This window comes from Citrobacter sp. CRE-46 (assembly GCF_059615875.1).
Map to the genome: position 1 here is coordinate 4282432 of NZ_CM184341.1, position 22368 is coordinate 4304799.

At 53.4% G+C, this 22368-nt stretch carries 19 protein-coding genes; 3 read left to right on the plus strand and 16 right to left on the minus strand.

Annotation, left to right across the window (positions count from 1 at the left end; translation table 11 throughout):
• Position 1: 1 nt before the first annotated feature.
• From AC534G_RS20895 to leuO, 16 genes are all read right to left on the minus strand, one after another.
• A complete protein-coding gene (locus AC534G_RS20895) occupies positions 2-922 on the minus strand; it encodes a D-alanine--D-alanine ligase (protein ID WP_110498743.1) in 921 nt (306 codons plus the stop codon).
• On the minus strand, positions 915-2390 hold the full coding sequence (murC, locus tag AC534G_RS20900; protein WP_085048311.1) for a UDP-N-acetylmuramate--L-alanine ligase: 1476 nt from the start codon (positions 2388-2390) through the stop codon (positions 915-917). The genes AC534G_RS20895 and murC overlap by 8 nt, the downstream gene beginning before the upstream one ends.
• Before the next feature lie 51 nt (positions 2391-2441).
• A complete protein-coding gene (murG, locus tag AC534G_RS20905; protein ID WP_038637216.1) occupies positions 2442-3509 on the minus strand; it encodes an undecaprenyldiphospho-muramoylpentapeptide beta-N-acetylglucosaminyltransferase in 1068 nt (355 codons plus the stop codon).
• A complete protein-coding gene (gene ftsW, locus AC534G_RS20910) occupies positions 3506-4750 on the minus strand; it encodes a cell division protein FtsW (RefSeq protein ID WP_038637214.1) in 1245 nt (414 codons plus the stop codon). The genes murG and ftsW overlap by 4 nt, the downstream gene beginning before the upstream one ends.
• Positions 4750-6066, minus strand: coding sequence for a UDP-N-acetylmuramoyl-L-alanine--D-glutamate ligase (gene murD, locus AC534G_RS20915; RefSeq protein WP_110498744.1), 1317 nt, complete (start codon positions 6064-6066; stop codon positions 4750-4752). The genes ftsW and murD overlap by 1 nt, the downstream gene beginning before the upstream one ends.
• Positions 6067-6068: 2 nt before the next feature.
• A complete protein-coding gene (gene mraY, locus AC534G_RS20920; protein WP_016151694.1) occupies positions 6069-7151 on the minus strand; it encodes a phospho-N-acetylmuramoyl-pentapeptide-transferase in 1083 nt (360 codons plus the stop codon).
• Positions 7145-8503 carry a UDP-N-acetylmuramoyl-tripeptide--D-alanyl-D-alanine ligase gene (gene murF / locus AC534G_RS20925; RefSeq protein WP_110498745.1) on the minus strand — a complete coding sequence of 453 codons (1359 nt, stop codon included), beginning with the start codon at positions 8501-8503 and terminating at the stop codon, positions 7145-7147. The genes mraY and murF overlap by 7 nt, the downstream gene beginning before the upstream one ends.
• On the minus strand, positions 8500-9987 hold the full coding sequence (gene murE / locus AC534G_RS20930) for a UDP-N-acetylmuramoyl-L-alanyl-D-glutamate--2,6-diaminopimelate ligase (RefSeq protein ID WP_038637205.1): 1488 nt from the start codon (positions 9985-9987) through the stop codon (positions 8500-8502). The genes murF and murE overlap by 4 nt, the downstream gene beginning before the upstream one ends.
• The gene (gene ftsI, locus AC534G_RS20935) at positions 9974-11740 is read right to left on the minus strand and encodes a peptidoglycan glycosyltransferase FtsI (protein ID WP_038637202.1); all 1767 of its coding nucleotides are present in this window, start codon (positions 11738-11740) and stop codon (positions 9974-9976) included. Before ftsI ends, murE begins: the two co-directional genes overlap by 14 nt.
• Before the next feature lie 15 nt (positions 11741-11755).
• Positions 11756-12121, minus strand: coding sequence for a cell division protein FtsL (gene ftsL / locus AC534G_RS20940; protein ID WP_006686695.1), 366 nt, complete (start codon positions 12119-12121; stop codon positions 11756-11758).
• Entirely contained in the window at positions 12118-13059 is a 942-nt protein-coding gene (rsmH, locus tag AC534G_RS20945; RefSeq protein WP_042312345.1) for a 16S rRNA (cytosine(1402)-N(4))-methyltransferase RsmH, read from the minus strand. The genes ftsL and rsmH overlap by 4 nt, the downstream gene beginning before the upstream one ends.
• A gap of 1 nt (position 13060) precedes the next feature.
• The gene (mraZ, locus tag AC534G_RS20950) at positions 13061-13519 is read right to left on the minus strand and encodes a division/cell wall cluster transcriptional repressor MraZ (RefSeq protein ID WP_110498746.1); all 459 of its coding nucleotides are present in this window, start codon (positions 13517-13519) and stop codon (positions 13061-13063) included.
• A 613-nt stretch (positions 13520-14132) separates the two neighbouring features.
• Positions 14133-15137 (minus strand): catabolite repressor/activator, encoded by a 1005-nt coding sequence (cra, locus tag AC534G_RS20955; protein ID WP_038637189.1) that lies wholly within the window; start codon positions 15135-15137, stop codon positions 14133-14135.
• Between the two features lie 253 nt (positions 15138-15390).
• A complete protein-coding gene (gene ilvN, locus AC534G_RS20960; RefSeq protein WP_003829566.1) occupies positions 15391-15882 on the minus strand; it encodes an acetolactate synthase small subunit in 492 nt (163 codons plus the stop codon).
• Positions 15883-15884: 2 nt separating this feature from the next.
• A complete protein-coding gene (gene ilvI / locus AC534G_RS20965; RefSeq protein ID WP_110498747.1) occupies positions 15885-17609 on the minus strand; it encodes an acetolactate synthase 3 large subunit in 1725 nt (574 codons plus the stop codon).
• Between the two features lie 318 nt (positions 17610-17927).
• Entirely contained in the window at positions 17928-18875 is a 948-nt protein-coding gene (leuO, locus tag AC534G_RS20970; RefSeq protein ID WP_038637183.1) for a transcriptional regulator LeuO, read from the minus strand.
• Between the two features lie 654 nt (positions 18876-19529).
• Here leuO and leuL point away from each other — a divergent pair.
• The 3 genes from leuL to leuB all read left to right on the plus strand — a co-directional run bounded on the left by leuL (position 19530) and on the right by leuB (position 22368).
• Complete coding sequence (leuL, locus tag AC534G_RS20975) at positions 19530-19616, plus strand: leu operon leader peptide (protein ID WP_048998978.1); 87 nt, start codon at positions 19530-19532, stop codon at positions 19614-19616.
• A gap of 89 nt (positions 19617-19705) precedes the next feature.
• Positions 19706-21277, plus strand: a complete 1572-nt coding sequence (leuA, locus tag AC534G_RS20980) for a 2-isopropylmalate synthase (protein ID WP_038637181.1) — start codon at positions 19706-19708, stop codon at positions 21275-21277.
• Entirely contained in the window at positions 21277-22368 is a 1092-nt protein-coding gene (gene leuB / locus AC534G_RS20985; protein WP_006686687.1) for a 3-isopropylmalate dehydrogenase, read from the plus strand. Before leuA ends, leuB begins: the two co-directional genes overlap by 1 nt.

Below are 22368 nucleotides of genomic sequence, written 5' to 3' on the forward strand. Positions count from 1 at the left end.
ATCAGTCCGCCAACTCCAGAATTCTTACCACCAACTGCGAGAAGCTCAGACCCGCCTGACGCGCCGCCATCGGCACCAGGCTGTGGCTGGTCATACCCGGAGAGGTATTGGCTTCCAGCAGATAAAACTGGCCATCGCTGTCCAGCATGACGTCAATGCGCCCCCAACCTTTACAGCCTAAGGCGGTCCACGCTTTCAGGACTAAATCCTGTAATTGGGCCTCTTGCTCGACTTCCAGACCTGCAGGGCAGAAATATTGTGTCTCATCAGAGAGATACTTCGCCTCATAATCATAGAAGGTTCCCGCGGGTTGGATACGTATTGACGGTAAAATTTCTTCGCCGAGTATCGCAACGGTAAATTCCGGGCCACTGAGCCATTTTTCAATCAGTACTTCTTCATCATGCTGAAAAGCCAATGCTAATGCACCCTGCAAAGCATTTTCTTCTTCAACTTTTGACATCCCTACGCTGGAACCTTCACGGCTTGGCTTCACAATCAGCGGCAAACCTAACGCAGAAATTTTTGCAACTACCTCATCGCTAAGACCTTTTTCGAACTCAGTGCGGGTCAACGCAACCCATGGCGCGACGGGTAAACCTGCGCCCTGCCACAGCAGCTTGCTGCGCAGTTTGTCCATCGAAATCGCGGAAGCCATGACGCCGCTGCCGGTATAAGGCAGGCCAATTTGCTCCAGCATGCCCTGCAACGTGCCATCTTCACCGCCACGGCCGTGCAGCGCAATAAACACCTTCTGAAAACCCATTGATTTCAGAAGAGTGACATCAACCTCTTTGGGGTCAACCGGATGGGCATCCACGCCGCCTTCACGCAACCCGGCGAGCACAGCCGCGCCAGAGTTCAGCGACACTTCTCGTTCTGCGGAAGTGCCCCCTGACAGGACCGCGATTTTATCAGCCATGTTGTTCTTCCTCCGGATTTTGCGGCTTCAGTTTGATTTCAGCTAAGGAACGCGCAATTTTGCCGATATTTCCAGCGCCTTGCACCAAAATCAGATCGTTGCCGGTTAATACCGGTGCCAACATTTCAGCCACCTGGGCCGGATCGGATACCAGAATAGGATCGATCTTACCGCGACCACGAATAGTACGGCACAGCGAGCGGCTGTCAGCGCCTGGAATGGCGGCTTCGCCCGCGGCGTATACATCCAGCATCAACAGCGCATCAACCTGAGTCAGCACGTTGGCAAAGTCATCGTACAAATCGCGCGTACGCGTATACCGATGCGGCTGGAACAGCATCACCAGATTTTTGTCCGGCCAGCCCGCGCGCGCGGCTTTAATCGTGGCATCCACTTCCGTTGGGTGATGGCCGTAATCATCAACCAGCATCGCGGTCCCGGCTTTACCGTTAACCGGCTCAAGCGGGAATTCGCCGAGGAAGTCAAAACGGCGTCCGGTCCCCTGGAAACTTTCCAGCGCGCGCAGGATCGCGTCGTCTTCAATACCTTCTTCCGTTGCGACCGCTACCGCGGCAGCCGCGTTCAGCGCATTGTGACGGCCCGGCGCGTTCAACGTTACGCGTAGTTCGGCCATCCCCTGACGCACCAGGGTGAAATGTCCCTGCGGGCCGATCTGCTGGTAATCTTCAACGCGTACATCGGCATCATCACTGAAACCATAGGTTGTGGTTTGACGGCCAACTCGCGGTAGCAGTTCGCGGATCACCGGATCGTCAACGCACATCACCGCACGACCATAAAACGGCAAGTTATGCAGGAAATTAATAAACGTCTGCTTTAAATTTTCGAAGTCGCCATGGTAGGTATCCATATGGTCGGCTTCGATATTGGTGACAATCGCCACCATCGGCTGCAAATGCAGGAACGACGCATCGCTCTCGTCCGCTTCGGCAATCAAATAACGGCTATGACCCAGACGTGCATGAACGCCTGCGGCCTTCACCAGACCACCGTTAACAAAGGTCGGATCCAGCCCCGCTTCCGCGTAAATACTGGAGACCATCGCCGTGGTCGTGGTTTTACCATGCGTCCCGGCAATGGCGATGCCGTGACGAAAACGCATTAACTCCGCCAGCATTTCAGCGCGACGGATCACCGGAATGCGCGCTTCATGCGCCGCAACAATTTCAGGGTTATCCGCAGAAATGGCGCTGGAGACCACCACCACGCTCGCATCGCGTACGTTTTCCGGACGATGGTTGAAGAAAATCGTGGCGCCGAGATTCGTCAACTGCTGCGTCACCGGATTTGGCGCTAAGTCAGAACCGCTGATCTGATAACCTTCATTGGCCAAAACTTCGGCAATACCGCCCATACCAGCACCACCGATGCCGACAAAGTGAATGTGCCGAACGCGACGCATTTCGGGCACGATGGAACGCAGTTTTGCCAGTTGTTGTGTATTCATTCTTTAGCCATTAACTTCTTAGTTCATGCGATGCAAAAGGCATCACCACAATTACGCCCGGGCAGCCCGGCTCACTTCATTTGCAACGCGTTCGGTGGCATCCGGTATGGATGCGGCGCGCGCACGTTCTGCCATGGTTAATAAAGTTTCTCGCGACCACCCGGCAAGGGTGCTGGCGACGGCATCCACAGTAAACTGTGGTTGCTCTAAAATTTTGGCGGCGCCCGCTTTTTCCAGCGGCAACGCATTCCAGTACTGCTGTCTGTCTTTGTGCTGGAACGGCACAAACAGCGCAGGTAAGCCTGCGGCGGCAATCTCACTCACCGTCAGCGCGCCGGAACGGCACACTACAACATCCGCCCATGCATAAGCGGCGGCCATATCATCAATAAACTCAGTGACCTTATGCTGCGGTTGTCCGACCTCGGCATAAGCGTGTTCAACGGTTTGTTGCGCACCTTTACCGCTCTGGTGCCAGATAGTCACCGCCTCGCCAAGCTTTGCGGCAACCTGCGGCATCGTCTGGTTGAGAACGCGCGCGCCCTGAGAACCACCGACCACCAGCACACGAACCGGGCCTTCACGTCCAGCCAGACGCGCTTCGGGTAATGGCAGCGCCAGCACGTCTGTGCGTACCGGGTTCCCGACCACTTCCGCATTCGGGAAAGCACCGGGGAAAGCCTGCATAACCTTCGTTGCAATCTTTGCCAGCCATTTATTGGTTAATCCCGCAATGCCGTTCTGCTCATGCAGTACGACCGGAATACCTAATGACCATGCGGCCAAGCCGCCAGGACCTGACACGTAGCCGCCCATACCGAGCACTACATCAGGCTTGAATTGCTTCATGATGGCGCGCGCCTGACGCCAGGCGTTAAAAATACGCACGGGTGCAGCAAGCAGTGCGTTAACGCCTTTGCCACGCAGACCGGAGATGCGAATAAAGTCAATTTCAATGCCATGCTTCGGCACTAAGTCCGCTTCCATACGATCGGCGGTGCCCAGCCAACGAACCTGCCAGCCCTGGGCCATTAAATGGTGCGCGACCGCCAGTCCCGGGAACACATGCCCGCCGGTACCGCCTGCCATCACCATTAACCGCTTCGGTTGACCACTCATCGTGCACCTCGTGTAAACGCCTGGGCTTTTTCCAGACGCGTTTCATAATCAATACGTAACAAAAACATGATGGCCGTCGACATTATCAACAAACTGGAACCACCATAACTAATAAGCGGCAGCGTCAGGCCTTTGGTTGGCAGCATACCTGCCGCCGCGCCGACGTTTACTAACGCCTGGAAGCTAAACCAGATCCCGATGGAGCAGGCTAAAAAGCCTGAAAAACGGTGGTCAATTTCCAGCGCTTTACGGCCAATCGACATCGCGCGAAAAGCGACGAAGAATACCATTAAAAGTGCCAATACCACACCGATATAACCCAGTTCTTCCCCAATGATGGCGAAGATGAAGTCGGTGTGCGCTTCCGGTAAATACTCCAGTTTTTGGACTGAGTTGCCTAACCCTTGCCCCCAAACCTCACCACGGCCAAACGCCATTAGCGATTGCGTCAACTGGTATCCGCTGCCGAACGGATCTTCCCATGGATTCCAGAAAGAGGTTACGCGACGAATACGATACGGTTCGGCAAGGATCAGCAGCACGACCGCCGATATCCCCATGCCGATAATCGCAATGAACTGCCACAATTTAGCCCCGGCAAGAAACAGCATCGCCAGCGTGGTGACAAACAGCACTACTACCGTACCGAGGTCAGGCTGCGCCAGCAGTAATACGGCCAGCACCAGGATCACGCCCATCGGTTTCAGGAAGCCGCGCAGGTTGTTTCGCACTTCATCCACCTTGCGTACCAGGTAATTGGCGAGATAACAGAACAGCGACAGCTTGGTAAATTCCGCAGGCTGAATACGCAGCGGCCCCAGAGCAATCCAGCGCGATGCCCCGTTAACGGAGCTCCCCACCACCAACACGATCAGCAGCATGATGATCGAGGCGATGAGCATCGTGGTGCTGTACTTCTGCCAGAACGCCATCGGCAAACGCAGCGTGACCATCGCCAAACAGAATGCCAGGAAGATGTACAGCGCGTCACGTTTAGCAAACAGGAAGGGGTCGCCCGCCAGACGTTGTCCTACCGGCATTGATGCCGATGTCACCATGATGAAACCAATTGCCGCCAGACCAAAGGTCAGCCACAGCAGCATGCGGTCATACATGATCAGGCTGTCCGCGTCTTTATCGCGCGAAGCCATCACCCAGCCTTTGAGTGCCGCGAAGATCCACGCCAGGACACCCAGTCCCGGTAAGCGCGGCATTCTCAGGCGAGGGAGAGATAAACGCATCAACCCAACTCCTTCGCCAGACGCGTAAAGACGTCACCGCGTTGCTCAAAGTTCTTGAACTGATCGAGGCTGGCACACGCTGGCGACAGCAGCACCATATCACCCGGCTTCACGCGCGGCGCGAGCAGACGCATTGCCTGCTCCATGGTTTCGGTTTGTTCGGCAACCTCAGGTCGCAGTGCCGCAAGCTGCGCGCCATCACGGCCAAAGCAGTACAGACGGATGTTGTCGCCGGTGAGGTAACGTTGCAGCGGCATAAAGTCAGCGGATTTCCCGTCGCCGCCCAGCAGCAGGTGCAGCGTACCGTCAACATGCAGGCCATTGAGCGCTGCTTCGGTACTGCCGACGTTGGTCGCTTTTGAATCGTTGATCCAACGCACACCGTTATGATTCAGTACCAACTGGAAACGATGCGCCAGTCCGGTAAAGGTGGTCAGCGCTTTCAGGCTTGACGCCCGCGGCAGACCCGCAGCATCAGCCAGCGCCAGCGCTGCCAGAGCGTTGGTATAGTTATGCTGGCCGCTAAGCGTCATCTCTTTCACGTTGAGAACTTTTTCACCCTTCACCCGCAGCCAGGTTTCGCCCTGCTGACGATTAAGGTGATAGTCCCCCATGTTGACACCGAAGCTCACACAACGCTCATCTGCGCCACGAACCGGCATGGTCAGCGCATCATCCGCATTGACCACGCAGACTTTCGCATTCTCATAAACGCGCAATTTGGCCGCACGATACTGCTGCAAGCCAAACGGATACCTGTCCATATGATCTTCGGTGACATTCAAAATGGTGGCGGCTACGGCCTGTAAGCTGGAGGTCGTTTCAAGCTGGAAGCTGGATAGCTCAAGCACATATAGCTCACGCTCGGCGTCCAGTAACATCAGTGCTGGCAGGCCAATGTTACCGCCTACGCCGACGTTAATGCCTGCTGCTTTTGCCATTTCGCCAACCAGCGTGGTAACCGTGCTCTTACCGTTAGAGCCGGTGATCGCGACGATCGGCGCCTGTGCTTCGCGACAGAACAGCTCGATGTCCCCGACAATTTCAATCCCCGCATCGGCGGCGGCGCTCAGTGAAGGGTGCGCCAGGGCAATACCAGGGCTGGCGACGATGAGATCGGCGTCCAGCAGCCAGTCATCATTCAGGCTGCCAACATGACGCTCAACCGCTTCCGGTAATTTATCCAGGCCCGGCGGCGTCGCGCGGGTATCCATCACGCGCGGCGTCACGCCACGCGCCAGGAAGAAATCCACGCAGGACAGCCCGGTCAAACCCAGACCGATAATGACGACTTTTTTACCCTGGTAATCAGCCATGATTAACGTACCTTCAGCGTTGCCAGGCCAATCAGCACCAGCATCAGCGAAATAATCCAGAAGCGCACAATCACGCGCGGTTCCGGCCAGCCTTTCAGTTCATAGTGGTGGTGAATCGGCGCCATACGGAAGATGCGCTGTCCGCGCAGCTTAAAGGAACCGACCTGCAGAATGACCGACAGCGTTTCTACGACAAATACGCCGCCCATGATCACCAGCAGGAACTCCTGACGCAGCAGCACGGCAATAATGCCCAGCGCGCCGCCCAGCGCCAGCGATCCGACGTCGCCCATAAAGACCTGCGCCGGATAGGTGTTAAACCACAGGAAGCCTAACCCCGCGCCGACAATCGCCGTACAGACGATCACCAGTTCGCCGGCATGGCGTAAATACGGAATGTGAAGATAGTTAGCGAAGTTCATGTTCCCGGTCGCCCATGCCACCAGCGCAAAACCCGCAGCCACGAACACGGTCGGCATAATCGCCAGGCCATCCAGACCATCGGTGAGATTGACCGCGTTACCGGTACCCACAATGACGAAGTACGCCAGCAGGACGTAGAACAGTCCCAGTTGCGGCATCACGTCTTTAAAGAACGGCACGACCAGTTCGGTCGCCGGGGTATCTTTCCCCGCCAGGTACAGCGCAAAGGCTACGCCCAGCGCAATCACCGACATCCAAAAATATTTCCAGCGCGCGATCAGACCTTTAGTGTCTTTGCGTACCACTTTGCGGTAGTCATCGACAAAACCAATAATCCCGTAACCGACCAATACCACCAGCACGCACCAGACGTATGGGTTCGACGGGTATGCCCACAGGAGCACGGAGATAACAATCGCGGTGAGGATCATGATCCCGCCCATGGTCGGCGTACCGCGTTTACTAAAGTGTGATTCCGGGCCGTCGTTACGTACGACCTGTCCAAAGGACATTTTTTGCAGGCGGGCGATCATGCGCGGGCCCATCCACAAAGAGATGAACAGCGCGGTCAGCAGGCTGACGATGGCGCGAAACGTCAGATAGGAAAAGACGTTAAAGCCGGAATAATATTTGACCAAATGTTCGGCCAGCCAAACTAACATGTCCCATTCTCCTGTAATGCGCGTACTACCTCTTCCATGGCGGCACTACGTGAACCCTTCACTAAAATCGTCATGATCTGATGTTCCGCAATCAGCGCCTTGAGATGCGCGACCAGCGCGGTTTTATCCGCAAAATGCTCGCCAACGCCGCTGGCGTCGCTAATTGCCTGACTCAGTTTCCCTGTACTCAGTACACGGTCGATGCCCGCGTTTTTCGCAGCAACACCTACCTGTACGTGACATGCTTCGCTTTCCGCGCCAAGCTCTGCCATATCGCCCACCACCAGCACGCGGTAGCCCGGCATTTCGGACAGCACCTGTACCGCTGCGGTCATCGAGCCGACGTTAGCATTGTAGGAGTCGTCCAGCAGCAGCTGATTTTCTGCCAGTTGAATCGGGAACAGACGCCCCGGTACCGCTTGCAGATCCTTCAGGCCCGCTTTGATCGCCTCAGGCGTCGCGCCTACCGCCATAGAGAGCGCAGCCGCCGCCAGGGCGTTGGCAATGTTGTGACGACCCGGCAACGGCAGCAGAACATCAATGCTTCCGGTTGGCGTGCGCAGCGAAAACTCCGTACCGTGCGAGGTCACGTGAACGTTAGCCGCCGAAAAATCGCTGTTGGCCGCATTCGGGGAGAAGCGCCAGACTTTGCGATCGCCAATGATGCTCTGCCAGTTCAGCCAGTCGTTGTTATCAGCGTTCATGATGGCGATGCCATTCGCTGACAGACCGCCAAAAATCTCACCTTTAGCCTTCGCAACGCCCGCCAGAGAGCCGAAACCCTCCAGATGCGCGGCAGCAAGATTGTTCACCAGCGCCGCTTCCGGACGCGTCAGGCCAACGGTCCAGGCGATTTCGCCCTGATGATTGGCGCCGAGCTCGATCACGGCATAGTCGTAATCGTTGTTTAAGCGCAGCAACGTCATCGGTACACCGATGTCGTTGTTCAGATTGCCCGCGGTGTATAGGGTGTTGCCACACTGGCTCAGAATGGATGCCGTCATCTCTTTAACAGACGTTTTGCCGGATGAGCCGGTTAGCGCGACCACGCGCGCCGGAACCTGGGCGCGAACCCACGCTGCCAGTTCGCCGAACGCCAGACGGGTGTCTTTTACAATAACCTGCGGTAAATCAATATTGAGTGGACGGCTGACTAACAGCGCGCCTGCTCCCCCATCTTTCGCCTTGTCAGCAAAATCGTGGGCATCAAAGCGTTCGCCTTTAAGCGCCACAAACAGGCAGCCCGGCGTCACTTTACGCGTATCGGTTGTCACTGCATCGAGGGTCAGGTCGCCCCCTTTTAGTTCGCCACGGAGGATCTCCGCCAGTTGGCTGAGCGTTACGCTAATCATGCGATCACCCCCAACAGACGCGCTGCCGTGACGCGGTCAGAATAGTCGAGACGCTGTGAACCAACGATCTGGTAGTCTTCGTGCCCTTTCCCGGCCACCAGCACCACGTCGTTTTCTTTCGCCTGCATGATGGCGTTAGTCACTGCTTCGGCGCGACCTTCCATCACCTTCGCCTGTCCGGCATCCAGCATCCCCGCCAGAATGTCGTTGATGATGGCGCGCGGCTCTTCGGTACGCGGGTTGTCATCAGTCACCACGACCACATCAGCAAATTGTTCGGCAATCGCGCCCATCAGCGGACGTTTGCCTTTGTCACGATCGCCACCGCAGCCAAAGACGCACCACAGTTTGCCGGTACAGTGCAGACGCGCCGCCTGCAGCGCTTTTTCCAGCGCATCCGGCGTATGGGCATAATCAACCACCACGGTGGTTTTGCCCGGCGCGCTGAATACTTCCATGCGCCCGCAAACCGGTTGCAATTGTGTCGCTGTTTTTAGTAAATCAGCTAACGGATACCCCAGCGCCAGCAGCGTTGCCAGCGCCAGCAGCAGATTGCTGACGTTAAACGCGCCCATCAGGCGGCTTTCAATTTCGCCCTCCCCCCATGAGGAGGTAAAGCGAATCGTTGCCCCGCTGTCGTGATACTTCACCTCAACGGCTTTTAACCAACGACCATGACAGTTCGGGTTGATGTGGTCTTCCATCGAAACGGCCACCGCATCCGGAAGTTTGGCCAGCCAGCGACGACCGACCTCATCATCCGCATTGACGATGGCCTGACCGCAATGGTGCGTGGAGTACAGCAACCATTTCGCGGCTTCGTAATGTTCCATGTCACCGTGGTAGTCGAGATGGTCACGGCTTAAGTTAGTAAACACTGATGCGGCAAACTTCAGCGCCGCGACGCGATGCTGAACCAGACCGTGGGAAGAGACTTCCATTGCGCCAACCGTGGCGCCCTGTGCAACCAGCCCCGCCAGCACATGCTGGACATCAACGGCTGAACCGGTGGTATTTTCCGTCGGGATCACTTTGCCCAACAGACCATTGCCAACGGTTCCCATCACCGCGCTGGTTTCACCCAGCAGTTGGCTCCACTGCGCCAGCAATTGAGTAGTGGTCGTTTTACCGTTAGTCCCGGTCACGCCAACCAGACGCATTTTTTCAGAAGGCTCGTGGTAAAAACGGCCCGCCAGTGCAGATAAACGCTCATTAAGCTGGCTGAGATAGATAACCGGAACGCCGTGCATTTCACGGATTTCACCATCAGTCGCTTCATCTTTTGCTTCTGCAATAATGGCAGCCACACCTTGCGCTATCGCCTGCGGGATATACCGACGCCCGTCCGCCTGATGACCCAATACTGCGACAAAGAGATCGCCCGATGCAGCCACACGGCTGTCGAGCGTCATCTCCCGCAGTGCTCGCTCCGGTGCACCCGGCACCCATGGAGCAAGAAGGTCGCGCAAATTACGATCTGCCACCTGTTGCCTCGCCTTGATTATTCACAAATTCACTTTTATCGCCCGTTGCCAGCGCATCCGGTTCGATGTTCATGGTGCGTAGTACGCCGCCCATGATGGCACCGAAGACCGGCGCGGAAACGGCGCCACCGTAGTATTTACCCGCCTGCGGATCGTTGATAACAACAACCAGCGCGAAGCGCGGCTGACTCGCAGGCGCAACGCCTGCGGTATAAGCAATGTATTTGTTGATGTAGCGACCATCCGGCCCTACTTTTTTCGCCGTACCGGTTTTGATGGCGATGCGATAGCCTTTAATCGCCGCCTTCACGCCGCCGCCTCCGGGCAGCGCTACGCTTTCCATCATGTGCACCACGGTACGAACGGTCGCTTCCGGGAAAATACGCTCGCCCGGAACAGGAGGGTCAACTTTGGTAATCGACAGCGGGCGATAAACGCCATAGCTGCCGATCGTTGCATAGACTCGCGCTAACTGTAACGGGGTTACCATTAGCCCATAGCCGAAAGAGAAGGTGGCCCTCTCTATGTCAGACCACCGTTGTTTTTGAGGATATAAGCCACTGCGTTCTCCGACCAACCCCAAATTGGTCGCTTTTCCCAGCCCAAAACGTGAGTAAGTATCTACTAACGCTGAGGACGGCATCGCTAACGCCAGCTTAGAAACACCGACGTTACTCGACTTCTGCAAAACCCCGGTAAGGGTCAATTCGCTATAACGCGCCACGTCTTTGATTTCGTGACCATTAATTCGGTAAGGAATCGTATTGAGTACGGTATTTTCGCGTACCACTCCACGCTGCAGCGCCGTCATTACCACCATTGGTTTGACGGTAGAACCCGGTTCAAACACGTCGGTAATGGTACGGTTACGCATGACATCTTTTTGCGTACCGGAGAGATTATTGGGGTTGTAGGACGGGCTGTTTGCCATCGCCAGCACTTCACCGGTGTTGACATCCACCAGCACGGCGCTGCCGGATTCCGCTTTGTTGAACGCGACGGCATTATTCAGTTCACGGTAGACCAGCGCCTGTAAACGCTCATCAATGCTCAGCGCAAGGTTGTGCGCCGCCTGGCTGTCGGTAGAGGAGATATCTTCAATTACGCGGCCATAGCGGTCTTTACGTACGATACGTTCGCCCGGCTGTCCGGTGAGCCACTTATCGAAGCTCTTCTCAACGCCTTCAATCCCCTGGCTATCAACGTTAGTAAAGCCAATGAGGTGAGCAGTCACTTCTCCGGAAGGATAGTAACGACGGGATTCTTCACGCAGGTGAATACCTGGCAGCTTGAGTTTTTTGATGTAGTCGGCCATGTCAGGGTTAACCTGACGCGCCAGATAGATAAAGCGCCCTTTCGGGTTGGCGTTAATACGGGAAGCCAGCTGGTCGAGCGGGAGATTAAGCGCGGTCGACAGCGCTCTCCAGCGTTCACCAACGCTCACGCCGCCTGCGTCATGCACCTCTTTTGGGTCGGCCCAAATCGCCTTCACCGGAACACTCACCGCCAGCGGACGGCCCGAACGGTCGGTAATCATCCCGCGCGATGTAGAGACTTCCTGTACGCGCAGGGAGCGCATGTCGCCCTGACGTACCAGCATATCCGGCGCGATGATTTGCAGCCAGGCGACGCGTCCCAGCAGGAAACCCAGTGCCAGCAAAATACAGCCGCACAGTAACGCAAAACGCCAACTGACAAAGTTGGCTTGTTCTTCCTGGCGTTTTGGTTTGTGCGTTTTTGCCGCTGCTTTCATGCGTCGCGTTTATCCTTATTTTTGTACTACAATATTTTCTTGTGAGGGATCAACATGCTGCATTTGCAGCTTTTCCGTTGCGATCCGTTCAACACGGCTATGGTCGCCGAGCGCGTTCTCCTCAAGGATCAAGTTGCGCCATTCGATATCCAACGCATCTCGCTCCAGAACCAACTGCTCACGCTGCGCGGTCAGTAACCGCGTATGGTGGGCTGTTGTCACGACGGTAACCGCCGTCAAAATAATGCAAATGAACAGGCAGAGTGGCAGCTTCCCATACCGCAAAAGATCGTCACCGATCACGCCAGGCAAGGCATGGCGCTCGTTGCTTCCTATCGATCCTTTAACTTTGCTAAGGGCTTCTGTCACTCTGCTGATCATGCGTTCGTCCTCTCTGCAATACGCAGAACTGAACTACGGGCACGAGGATTTTCAGCTACCTCTTCTTCACCCGGCATCATCTTGCCTAGTGCTCTTAACTCACGGCCACCCAGCTTTTTAATCTGCGCTTCCGTCATCGGTATTCCAGCCGGAACCTGAGGACCACGGCTTTGTTCGCGCATAAAGCGTTTCACAATACGGTCTTCAAGCGAATGGAAACTGATAATCGAAAGGCGACCACCTGGTGCCAGCACGCTGAGCGAGCTTTTTAGCGCCTGCTCTATCTCCTCCAGTTCACTGTTCACCCAGATGCGCACCGCCTGGAAGGTACGGGTCGCGGGATGTTTGAATTTGTCTTTCACCGGCATTGCCGCCGCAATCACTTCCGCCAGCTCTTTGGTGCGGGTCATCGGTTCGATGCGATTGCGCTCGACGATGGCGCGAGCAATGCGTTTACCAAAGCGCTCCTCGCCAAAGGTTTTAATCACCCAGGCAATGTCCGCTTCATCGGCGGTTTGCAGCCATTCGGCTGCGGACTGACCGCGTGTTGGATCCATACGCATATCCAACGGACCGTCACGCATAAACGAGAAACCGCGCTCCGCATCATCAAGCTGCGGGGAAGAAACGCCAAGATCGAGAAGAATCCCGTCGATCTTACCGGTAAGTCCGCGCTCGGCGACATAGTCAGCCAGCGCAGAGAATGGTCCATGAACGATGGAGAAACGGGGATCGGTAATCGTCTGTGCAACGGCAATAGCCTGCGGATCGCGATCGATAGCCAGTAAACGTCCCTCTTCGCCAAGCTGGGAAAGGATCAGACGTGAATGACCACCGCGACCAAATGTCCCGTCAATGTAGATGCCGTCTGGACGAATATTCAGGCCGTTGACGGCCTCATCCAGCAACACCGTTGTATGTTTATAATTTTCCATCATTTTATAGAGACAAATCCTGCAATCGTTCCGACAGCGCGCCGGTAACAGACTGCTCAGCGTCGATATCTTCCTTGACCTGTTGATACCAGGCCGTTTCATCCCACAGCTCAAACTTATTGAACTGCCCAACCAGCATCACTTCTTTCGTTAGCCCCGCGTGTTGCCGCAGAATCGGCGCTATCAATAATCGGCCAGCGCTATCCATCTGACATTCGCTGGCATGCCCCAACAACAGGCGCTGTACGCGACGCTCAACTGGATTCATGCTCGACAGACGCGATAACTTCTGCTCGATAATTTCCCATTCAGGCAGGGGGTACAGCAGCAGGCACGGGTGATGGATGTCAATGGTGCAAACCATTTGACCGGTAGCGCACTCGAGCAGTTGATCCCGATAACGGGTGGGCACCGATAAGCGCCCTTTACTGTCGAGATTAACTAACGTTGCTCCCCGGAACATGCCAGTCTCACCCCCGATTACCACTTTATCCCACAAAATCCCACTTAAAGGAGTTTACGGAGCGGAGGAAAACCTTGTCAAGCAAGTCACGGCGCTAAGCGGAGCAAAAAACACATTGTTTACAGCTAATATCAGCGTTGAACAAATTCCGTACAGCAAACGAAGCAAATTAACGTCATGAATATTTGTAAGAAAAAAATCCAACAACTCATGATTGTTTAAAACAACCGAATATCATCAAAAGAAAATATAAAGTGTCAGTTTGCGACGCGAGCGGCATTTTAGGACAATATGCAGCGAGATAACAGTACCAGTTAATCAGTCTGTATGCCGTGCAGGAGCGAGGTAAGCGTGAGGTTGTCGGCATAGGGCAGCAAAGTGTTTGTTAATTCGGCAAATCCCTACAAGCATGTAACAAAATAATACAACCGTAACGCATCTTTACGCTTCAATAACCCAAAAATGGAGAGTTGCATTTTTAATTCGGCATAATTCAAGAATCAATTTCAGATAATTCTAAAGAATATTCTTAATTATAATGAGGTTATTTCTGAGAATAGAATATTTGATGACGTCAGAGGCTTATCCCGTTGACGTCACCAAATGAGGCAACTTAGTTACGGCTCAGAATACCGCGACGGTACAGATTACGCCGTATACGCGTTAACCCAGGTTTGGGTTTACGCGGCTCATCCAGACTTGCCAGCACAATCTCCAGCACACGTTCAGCTACATCGCGATGGCGTTGCGCCACCGCGAGCACCGGACACTGCAGGAAGTCGAGCAGTTCGTGATCGCCAAAAGTCGCTATCGCCAAATCAGACGGCAACTGCCCATCGCGACGCAGGGTCACATCCATCACCCCCTGCAACAGAGCAAACGACGTGGTAAAAAGCGCCTGAGGCATGGGATGCGTTTCCAGCCATTTATCAAAGAGCTGCGCGGCCGCTTCCCGCTCATAGCTGTTGGCGTAAAGGAAATGAACGTCACGCGGATCGTCTTTCCACGCGGTACGGAAGCCCTGCTCACGCAGGAAGCTGACGGATAATTCAGGCAGCGCGCCCAGATAAAGTACGGTTTCTGCAGGGAATTTACGTAACTCCTGCGCCAGCATTTCCGCATCATCCTGGTCCGCGCCCACGACGCTGGTGAAATGTTCGCGATCCAGCGCACGGTCCAGCGCCACAATCGGGAATGAACTGTTTGCCCAGCGCTGATAGAACGGATGTTCTGGCGGCAAGGAAGTCGACACAATGATGGCATCAACCTGGCGTTGTAAAAGATGCTCAATACAGCGCATTTCGTTATCAGGCTGATCTTCAGAGCAGGCAATCAACAGTTGATACCCGCGCTGACGCGCCTGGCGCTCCAGATAGTTTGCAATCCGGGTATAGCTTGTGTTCTCAAGATCCGGGATCACCAGCCCGATAGAGCGTGTGCGTCCAGCACGCAGCCCGGCCGCCACGGCATTCGGGTGGTAATTATGCTCACGCACCACCGCCATGACTTTTTCAACCGTTTTGTCGCTTACGCGATATTGCTTTGCTTTGCCATTAATAACGTAGCTTGCAGTCGTTCGCGAAACGCCGGCCAACCGAGCGATTTCATCCAGTTTCACAATTGCCCCTTGCGTAAAATGTACAAACCATAACCTTTGTGATGGCATGGGTTAAGTTTCTTAACATCTAAGCGCAGAATAATGACTGCGGCAACCGCTTTTGTCTCTGGTTACTGCTGATTTCGCAAAAAAAGCGCAACAGATAGCATCAGCGAAAACCCTCCATGCCGGATAAGGCGTTTACGCCGTCATCCGGCATGGCCTCCGCGATGATGCCTGATGGCGCTGTGCTTATCAGGCCTACAGTCGACTATTAGCGCATGATTTTATCGCCGCGAGAAAGCCCCACCACGCCAGAACGGGCTACCTCTACAATTTTGGCGACTTCACGTAATGTTGCCAGGAACGCATCCAGCTTATCACTGGTGCCCGCCAACTGTACGGTGTAGATGGACGGCGTGACGTCGATGATTTGCCCGCGGAAAATCTCCGTGTTGCGTTTCACCTCCTCCCGACCATAGCCGCTGGCCTGGATTTTCACCAACATGATCTCGCGTTCAACATGGGCGCCCTGCCCCAGTTCGCTCACGCGCAGAACATCCACCAGTTTGTGTAGCTGCTTTTCGATCTGCTCCAGGACTTTCTCATCCCCTACCGTTTGAATCGTCATTCGCGATAAGGTTGGATCGTCAGTGGGCGCGACGGTCAGGCTTTCAATATTGTATCCACGCTGGGCGAAAAGGCCTATCACACGCGACAAGGCACCCGACTCATTTTCCAGCAATACCGATAATATCCGGCGCATAATCAGGTCCTCTCCGTTTTGCTTAACCACATTTCATCCATACCGCCCCCACGAATCTGCATCGGGTAGACATGCTCGCTGCCATCAACGGTGACATCGACAAACACCAGACGACGGTTGCGCACATGCTCCAGCGCTTCACTCAGTTTGCTTTCCAGTTCTTCAGGATGGTTAATCTGGATACCAATATGCCCATAAGCCTCGGCAAGGCGCACAAAATCGGGCAGCGACTGCATATAAGATTGTGAATGACGTCCAGAGTAGATCATGTCCTGCCATTGTTTGACCATGCCGAGATAGCGGTTGTTCAGGTTGAGCACCAGTACCGGCAGCTCGTACTGCAGCGCCGTCGACAGTTCCTGGATGTTCATCTGAATGCTGCCATCCCCGGTCACGCACACCACCGTTTCCTCAGGCAATGCCATTTTTACGCCTAGCGCCGCAGGTAAACCAAATCCCATGGTGCCGAGGCCGCCAGAGTTAATCCAACGGCGTGGTTTATCGAACGGGTAGTAGAGTGCGGCAAACATCTGATGCTGACCCACGTCAGAAGTCACATACGCATCCCCTTTCGTCAGACGCCAGATGGTTTCAATCACCGCCTGTGGCTTAATGCTTTCACTTTGCGTGTCATATTTCAGGCACTGACGGGCGCGCCAGTGTTCAATCTGTTGCCACCAGTCACGGTTATCATCCAGCGGCTGCTGAGATTTCTCCTGCTCCAGCAGTTCGAGCATCTGATCAAGTACCAGACGAGCATCGCCGACAATCGGAATATCCGCAGTGACGGTTTTCGAAATAGAGGTCGGATCGATGTCGATATGCAGCACGGTCGCATTTGGACAATATTTTGCCAGATTATTGGTTGTTCGATCGTCAAAACGCACGCCGACGGCAAAGATCACATCGGAATGATGCATGGTCATGTTTGCTTCGTAAGTTCCATGCATGCCCAGCATTCCCAACGCCTGGCGATGTGTTGCCGGAAACGCGCCTAACCCCATCAGCGAGGAAACAACAGGCAGGTTAAGAGCTTCAGCGATCTGGCCCAACTGCTCATGGCAGGCGGCATTAACGGCGCCACCACCCACGTACACAACCGGTTTTTTAGCCGCGACTAACGTCTGCAGAGCGCGTTTTATCTGCCCTTTATGTCCGGTAGTCGTCGGATTATACGAACGCATACTCACCGACTCCGGCCAGCTGTAAGGCAGTTTCCTGGCGGGATTCAGAATATCCTTCGGCAAATCGACCACGACAGGCCCCGGACGACCGCTTGCCGCCAACCAGAAGGCTTTTTTTAGCACCTGTGGGATGTCTTCTGTTTGTTTGACCAGAAAGCTGTGTTTCACCACCGGGCGGGATATGCCCACCATGTCGCACTCCTGGAAGGCATCGTAGCCAATCAGCGACGTTGCGACCTGCCCGGAGAGGATCACCAGCGGAATGGAATCCATGTAAGCCGTTGCAATCCCGGTAATCGCGTTGGTAGCGCCTGGTCCTGAAGTGACTAATACGACGCCCACCTCCCCCGTGGCGCGCGCCAGGCCATCAGCCATGTGTACCGCGGCCTGCTCATGACGAACCAGCACATGATCAATACCACCGACCGTATGCAACGCATCATAAATATCGAGGACGGCCCCCCCGGGATAACCGAATACCTGCTTTACACCCTGATCGATGAGCGATCGGACGACCATCTCGGCTCCAGACAACATCTCCATGGCTTGCCTCACTCTTATAATGAATAACGGTTTAACAACACATTAACCGCTGACGATGACGCATGGCAATTGACTCCGCTGGGGTAGCCTCAGAGCAAATAAGAATAAAACGGAGGAAAGCGTCGATTTAATGGAGAATTAAACCAGGATAAGTAAATGATATGATAAATAATCGCTTAAAAAGGGGGACTTACAGCTATTACTCTATTTTTTTACACTGTTAGCTAATCCTGGAAAGTGGATTTCAGCATAAAATTTTACATATAAATAAAAAAGCAGAACAAACCAGAAGCATTATCCGGCTTGTTCTGCTGAATGCTATTGCTTACAGATGGAGACTAACAGCTCTTCCATCCATTGATGTCCTTTATCCCGGCCTGCAGCTTCATGCCAGGAAAGATAACATGTACGGCTGTTCAATTTTAAAGGTAAAGGTAATATCTGAAGTTCTAAAGAATCAGCGAACTCTTCTGCCAACCAACGTGGCGCAATAGCGACCAGATGCGTTTGCGACACAATATTAAGAACGCTAATTAATGCCATGCCCTGGTAAGCGACGCAGGATTGTTTATCCGGCGTGTCATACCACGGCTGACTGAAAGATGCGAAGCGATCCAGCGAAACCACCGCGTGTTGCTCATTATAAACATCGTTTTCCAATAATGGACCACTAATGCGCGGATGCTTTTTGCTTACCACTAATACCATTTCATCATTGAATAACGGAATACTTGAGAATTCTGGACGACGGAATTCTTCATAGCTAATAACAAACTCTGTTTCCTGATAACGCAGCTGATGCTCGGTATTTTGATTAAGTGAAGATTTAAATATGACATTAATGTTTGGCGCGACCTGTTCAACCCGATTATAAATCAACGATGTCAGGATATTATCTAATGGGCTGCATACGCAGAGATTGAAAACACGTTCACTGCTGGCTGGTTCAAAACCCGATCCAGGCAGTTCGTTTTGCACTAATTGCAATGCCTGACGAATGGAACCAAATAGCTGGAAAGCTCTTGCTGTCGGCTGGATCCCCCGACCATAACGAACAAAAAGCTCATCATTAAACATGACTTTGAGGCGCGCTACCGCATTACTGACCGCTGGTTGCGACATCCCCAGGGTATGCGCAGCGCGGGTAATATTCTGTTCCTGCATCACCGCATCAAAAACGGTTAAAAGATTAAGGTCAACCATGCGAAGTTGCGGTTTTCCTGGCTCTAAAAGATTGGGTTTATCTATTATTTTTACTTCTGGCATAGTTAACTCCACTGTCACTCTAAACTCCCTTTTCCCAGACGGAGTAAAGAAATAACCTCCGCTAATATGATTTACCATGCATATAAAATAAGAAAAAGGAAAAACATTAAAATTAGGAAAACATAAAGGTACAAACCTAAATGAACAAAACAGCAATGCGAGCGCAGTGTGGCAGAGGTCACTGCACGATGATTCATATGTTTAAATTTCAAAAACAATATAACCATAAGCGTGGCGAATATACAATCATACACATCATGAATGTATATTTAAGTTTTAATTAAATGTTTATATTATTAATACATTAAAAGTTAACATTAATTTATCAATCATGTCCTTCCGCTGTGCCCCGATCTATTCAGTATTGCTATAAAAACAGACAAATCATAAAGATATAAAATCTTAATCGCGCCATCGACTTCAACGAACCGTTACAATAAATGCGAATAAATATGCTTAAATATGTCAAACCATGAAAATTATGTACAAGCATCAGCAGATTAATTTTATATACGCCAACAAATTCAGCACAATTCGCTTAAGTTTTGCCTAAACTTTTATCTGCTACAGGGGCATTTACAAGGGATGGGGTTGACATCGGAGTTCATATCCAGTACCACTAAAAGCATATCGCATTCGCCTGGAGCTTAATTGATGACTTACATTGCTCGTTTCAACGGTCTACTACTACTAAACGCATCTTCGTTGCGCGGTAGACTGGTGGACGACATTCAGCATTAAGTCAGCTCCAGTTAAGACAGAAACCCGCGCCGTTGCGCGGGTTTTTTTATGCTCGAAGCAAGGCGCCCTAAAGACCAAGGACCTAAACCATGAGCCAGCAAGTCATTATTTTCGATACCACCTTACGCGATGGAGAACAGGCGTTACAGGCAAGCCTGAGTGTGAAAGAAAAACTGCAGATTGCGCTGGCCCTTGAGCGTATGGGCGTTGACGTGATGGAAGTGGGTTTCCCAGTCTCTTCACCAGGTGACTTTGAGTCGGTTCAAACCATCGCTCGTCAGGTTAAAAACAGCCGCGTTTGCGCCTTAGCCCGTTGCGTTGAAAAAGATATTGATGTTGCAGCTGAATCCCTGAAGGTCGCTGAAGCTTTCCGCATTCATACGTTTATCGCCACCTCGCCGATGCACATCGCGACCAAATTGCGCAGTACGCTGGATGAGGTGATCGAGCGGGCTATCTATATGGTTAAGCGTGCGCGTAATTACACGGATGACGTGGAATTCTCCTGCGAAGATGCTGGCCGTACCCCTATCGCAGACCTGGCTCGCGTAGTAGAAGCCGCCATTAACGCCGGTGCCAAAACCATCAATATTCCCGATACCGTCGGCTACACCATGCCTTTCGAATTTGGCGCAATCATTTCCGGTCTGTACGAACGCGTACCGAATATCGATAAAGCCATCATCTCCGTACACACCCATGATGATTTAGGCCTGGGCGTCGGCAACGCGCTGGCTGCCGTTCACGCCGGAGCGCGCCAGGTGGAAGGCGCGATGAACGGTATAGGCGAACGCGCTGGTAACTGCTCCCTGGAAGAAGTGATCATGGCGATCAAAGTGCGCAAAGATATCCTGAACGTACAGACCCGCATTAATCATCAGGAGATCTGGCGTACCAGCCAGTTAGTGAGCCAAATCTGTAACATGCCCATTCCGGCTAACAAAGCGATTGTCGGTAGCGGCGCCTTTGCTCACTCCTCCGGCATTCATCAGGACGGCGTACTGAAAAATCGTGAAAACTACGAAATCATGACGCCTGAATCCATCGGCCTGAATCAGGTACAGTTGAACCTGACCTCCCGTTCCGGACGCGCCGCGGTGAAACACCGCATGGATGAGATGGGCTATAAAGAGAGTGAATATAATCTGGACAACCTGTACGACGCTTTCCTGAAGCTGGCGGATAAAAAAGGTCAGGTATTTGATTACGACCTGGAAGCGCTGGCCTTTATTAACAAACAGCAGGAAGAGCCAGAACATTTCCGTCTGGATTACTTCAGCGTGCAATCCGGCTCAAATGACATTGCTACTGCCTCCGTCAAGCTGGCCTGCGGTGAAGACGTCAAAGCCGAAGCGGCGAACGGTAACGGCCCGGTTGATGCCATTTATCAGGCCATCAACCGCGTGACGGAATACAACGTCGAACTGGTGAAATACAGCCTGACCGCCAAAGGGCACGGTAAAGATGCGCTGGGTCAGGTGGATATCGTCGCCAACTATAACGGTCGCCGCTTCCACGGCGTCGGTCTGGCAACGGATATTGTCGAGTCTTCCGCCAAAGCGATGGTCCATGTGCTGAACAATATCTGGCGCGCCGAAGAAGTCGAAAAAGAATTGCAACGCAAAGCTCAGAACAACGAGAACAACAAGGAAACCGTGTGATGTCGAAGAATTACCATATTGCTGTTTTGCCGGGTGACGGTATTGGCCCGGAAGTGATGGCGCAAGCCTTGAAAGTACTGGACGCAATTCGCCACCGTTTTAACATGCGCATTACCACCAGCCACTACGACGTGGGTGGCGCCGCCATTGATAACCACGGTCAGCCGCTGCCGCCGGCTACGGTTGAAGGCTGTGAGCAAGCTGACGCCATTCTGTTTGGCTCCGTTGGCGGTCCGAAATGGGAAAACCTGCCGCCAAACCAGCAGCCTGAACGCGGTGCGCTGCTGCCATTGCGTAAGCACTTCAAATTATTCAGCAACCTGCGTCCGGCAAAGCTGTACCAGGGGCTGGAAGCGTTTTGTCCTCTGCGCGCCGATATCGCCGCTAACGGTTTCGACATCCTGTGCGTGCGTGAACTGACCGGCGGGATCTACTTCGGTCAGCCAAAAGGCCGCGAAGGCAGCGGGCAACATGAAAAAGCATTTGATACCGAGGTATATCACCGTTTCGAGATCGAACGTATTGCCCGTATCGCGTTTGAGTCAGCTCGCCAGCGTCGCCGTAAAGTCACGTCGATTGATAAAGCTAACGTGCTGCAAACCTCTATTCTGTGGCGTGAAATCGTCAATGAAATTGCCAATGAATACCCGGACGTTGAACTGGCGCATATGTACATCGACAACGCGACAATGCAGTTGATCAAAGATCCTTCCCAGTTCGACGTCCTGCTGTGCTCCAACCTGTTTGGCGACATTCTGTCTGACGAGTGCGCCATGATCACCGGTTCAATGGGGATGTTGCCATCCGCCAGCCTGAACGAGCAGGGTTTTGGTCTGTACGAGCCTGCTGGCGGCTCCGCCCCGGATATCGCCGGGAAAAACATTGCTAACCCTATCGCCCAGATCCTGTCGCTGGCGCTGCTGCTGCGCTACAGCCTGGATGCCAACGATGCGGCAACCGCAATTGAGAGCGCCATTAACCGCGCATTAGAAGAAGGCATTCGCACTGGTGATTTGGCCCGTGGCGCTGCCGCAGTCGGTACCGATGAAATGGGCGACATCATTGCCCGTTACGTCGCAGAAGGGGTGTAA

Bases quoted from the DNA above. Each gene is read 5' to 3' on its own strand.
- leuL (WP_048998978.1), top strand. From the start codon at position 19,530: ATGACTTACATTGCTCGTTTCAACGGTCTACTACTACTAAACGCATCT.
- ftsL (WP_006686695.1), bottom strand. From the start codon at position 12,121: ATGATCAGCAGAGTGACAGAAGCCCTTAGCAAAGTTAAAGGATCGATA.
- murG (WP_038637216.1), bottom strand. From the start codon at position 3,509: ATGAGTGGTCAACCGAAGCGGTTAATGGTGATGGCAGGCGGTACCGGC.
- ftsI (WP_038637202.1), bottom strand. From the start codon at position 11,740: ATGAAAGCAGCGGCAAAAACGCACAAACCAAAACGCCAGGAAGAACAA.
- ftsW (WP_038637214.1), bottom strand. From the start codon at position 4,750: ATGCGTTTATCTCTCCCTCGCCTGAGAATGCCGCGCTTACCGGGACTG.
- leuA (WP_038637181.1), top strand. From the start codon at position 19,706: ATGAGCCAGCAAGTCATTATTTTCGATACCACCTTACGCGATGGAGAA.
- murC (WP_085048311.1), bottom strand. From the start codon at position 2,390: ATGAATACACAACAACTGGCAAAACTGCGTTCCATCGTGCCCGAAATG.
- murD (WP_110498744.1), bottom strand. From the start codon at position 6,066: ATGGCTGATTACCAGGGTAAAAAAGTCGTCATTATCGGTCTGGGTTTG.
- leuO (WP_038637183.1), bottom strand. From the start codon at position 18,875: ATGCCAGAAGTAAAAATAATAGATAAACCCAATCTTTTAGAGCCAGGA.
- mraY (WP_016151694.1), bottom strand. From the start codon at position 7,151: ATGTTAGTTTGGCTGGCCGAACATTTGGTCAAATATTATTCCGGCTTT.
- AC534G_RS20895 (WP_110498743.1), bottom strand. From the start codon at position 922: ATGGCTGATAAAATCGCGGTCCTGTCAGGGGGCACTTCCGCAGAACGA.
- ilvN (WP_003829566.1), bottom strand. From the start codon at position 15,882: ATGCGCCGGATATTATCGGTATTGCTGGAAAATGAGTCGGGTGCCTTG.
- ilvI (WP_110498747.1), bottom strand. From the start codon at position 17,609: ATGGAGATGTTGTCTGGAGCCGAGATGGTCGTCCGATCGCTCATCGAT.
- leuB (WP_006686687.1), top strand. From the start codon at position 21,277: ATGTCGAAGAATTACCATATTGCTGTTTTGCCGGGTGACGGTATTGGC.
- murF (WP_110498745.1), bottom strand. From the start codon at position 8,503: ATGATTAGCGTAACGCTCAGCCAACTGGCGGAGATCCTCCGTGGCGAA.
- rsmH (WP_042312345.1), bottom strand. From the start codon at position 13,059: ATGATGGAAAATTATAAACATACAACGGTGTTGCTGGATGAGGCCGTC.
- mraZ (WP_110498746.1), bottom strand. From the start codon at position 13,519: ATGTTCCGGGGAGCAACGTTAGTTAATCTCGACAGTAAAGGGCGCTTA.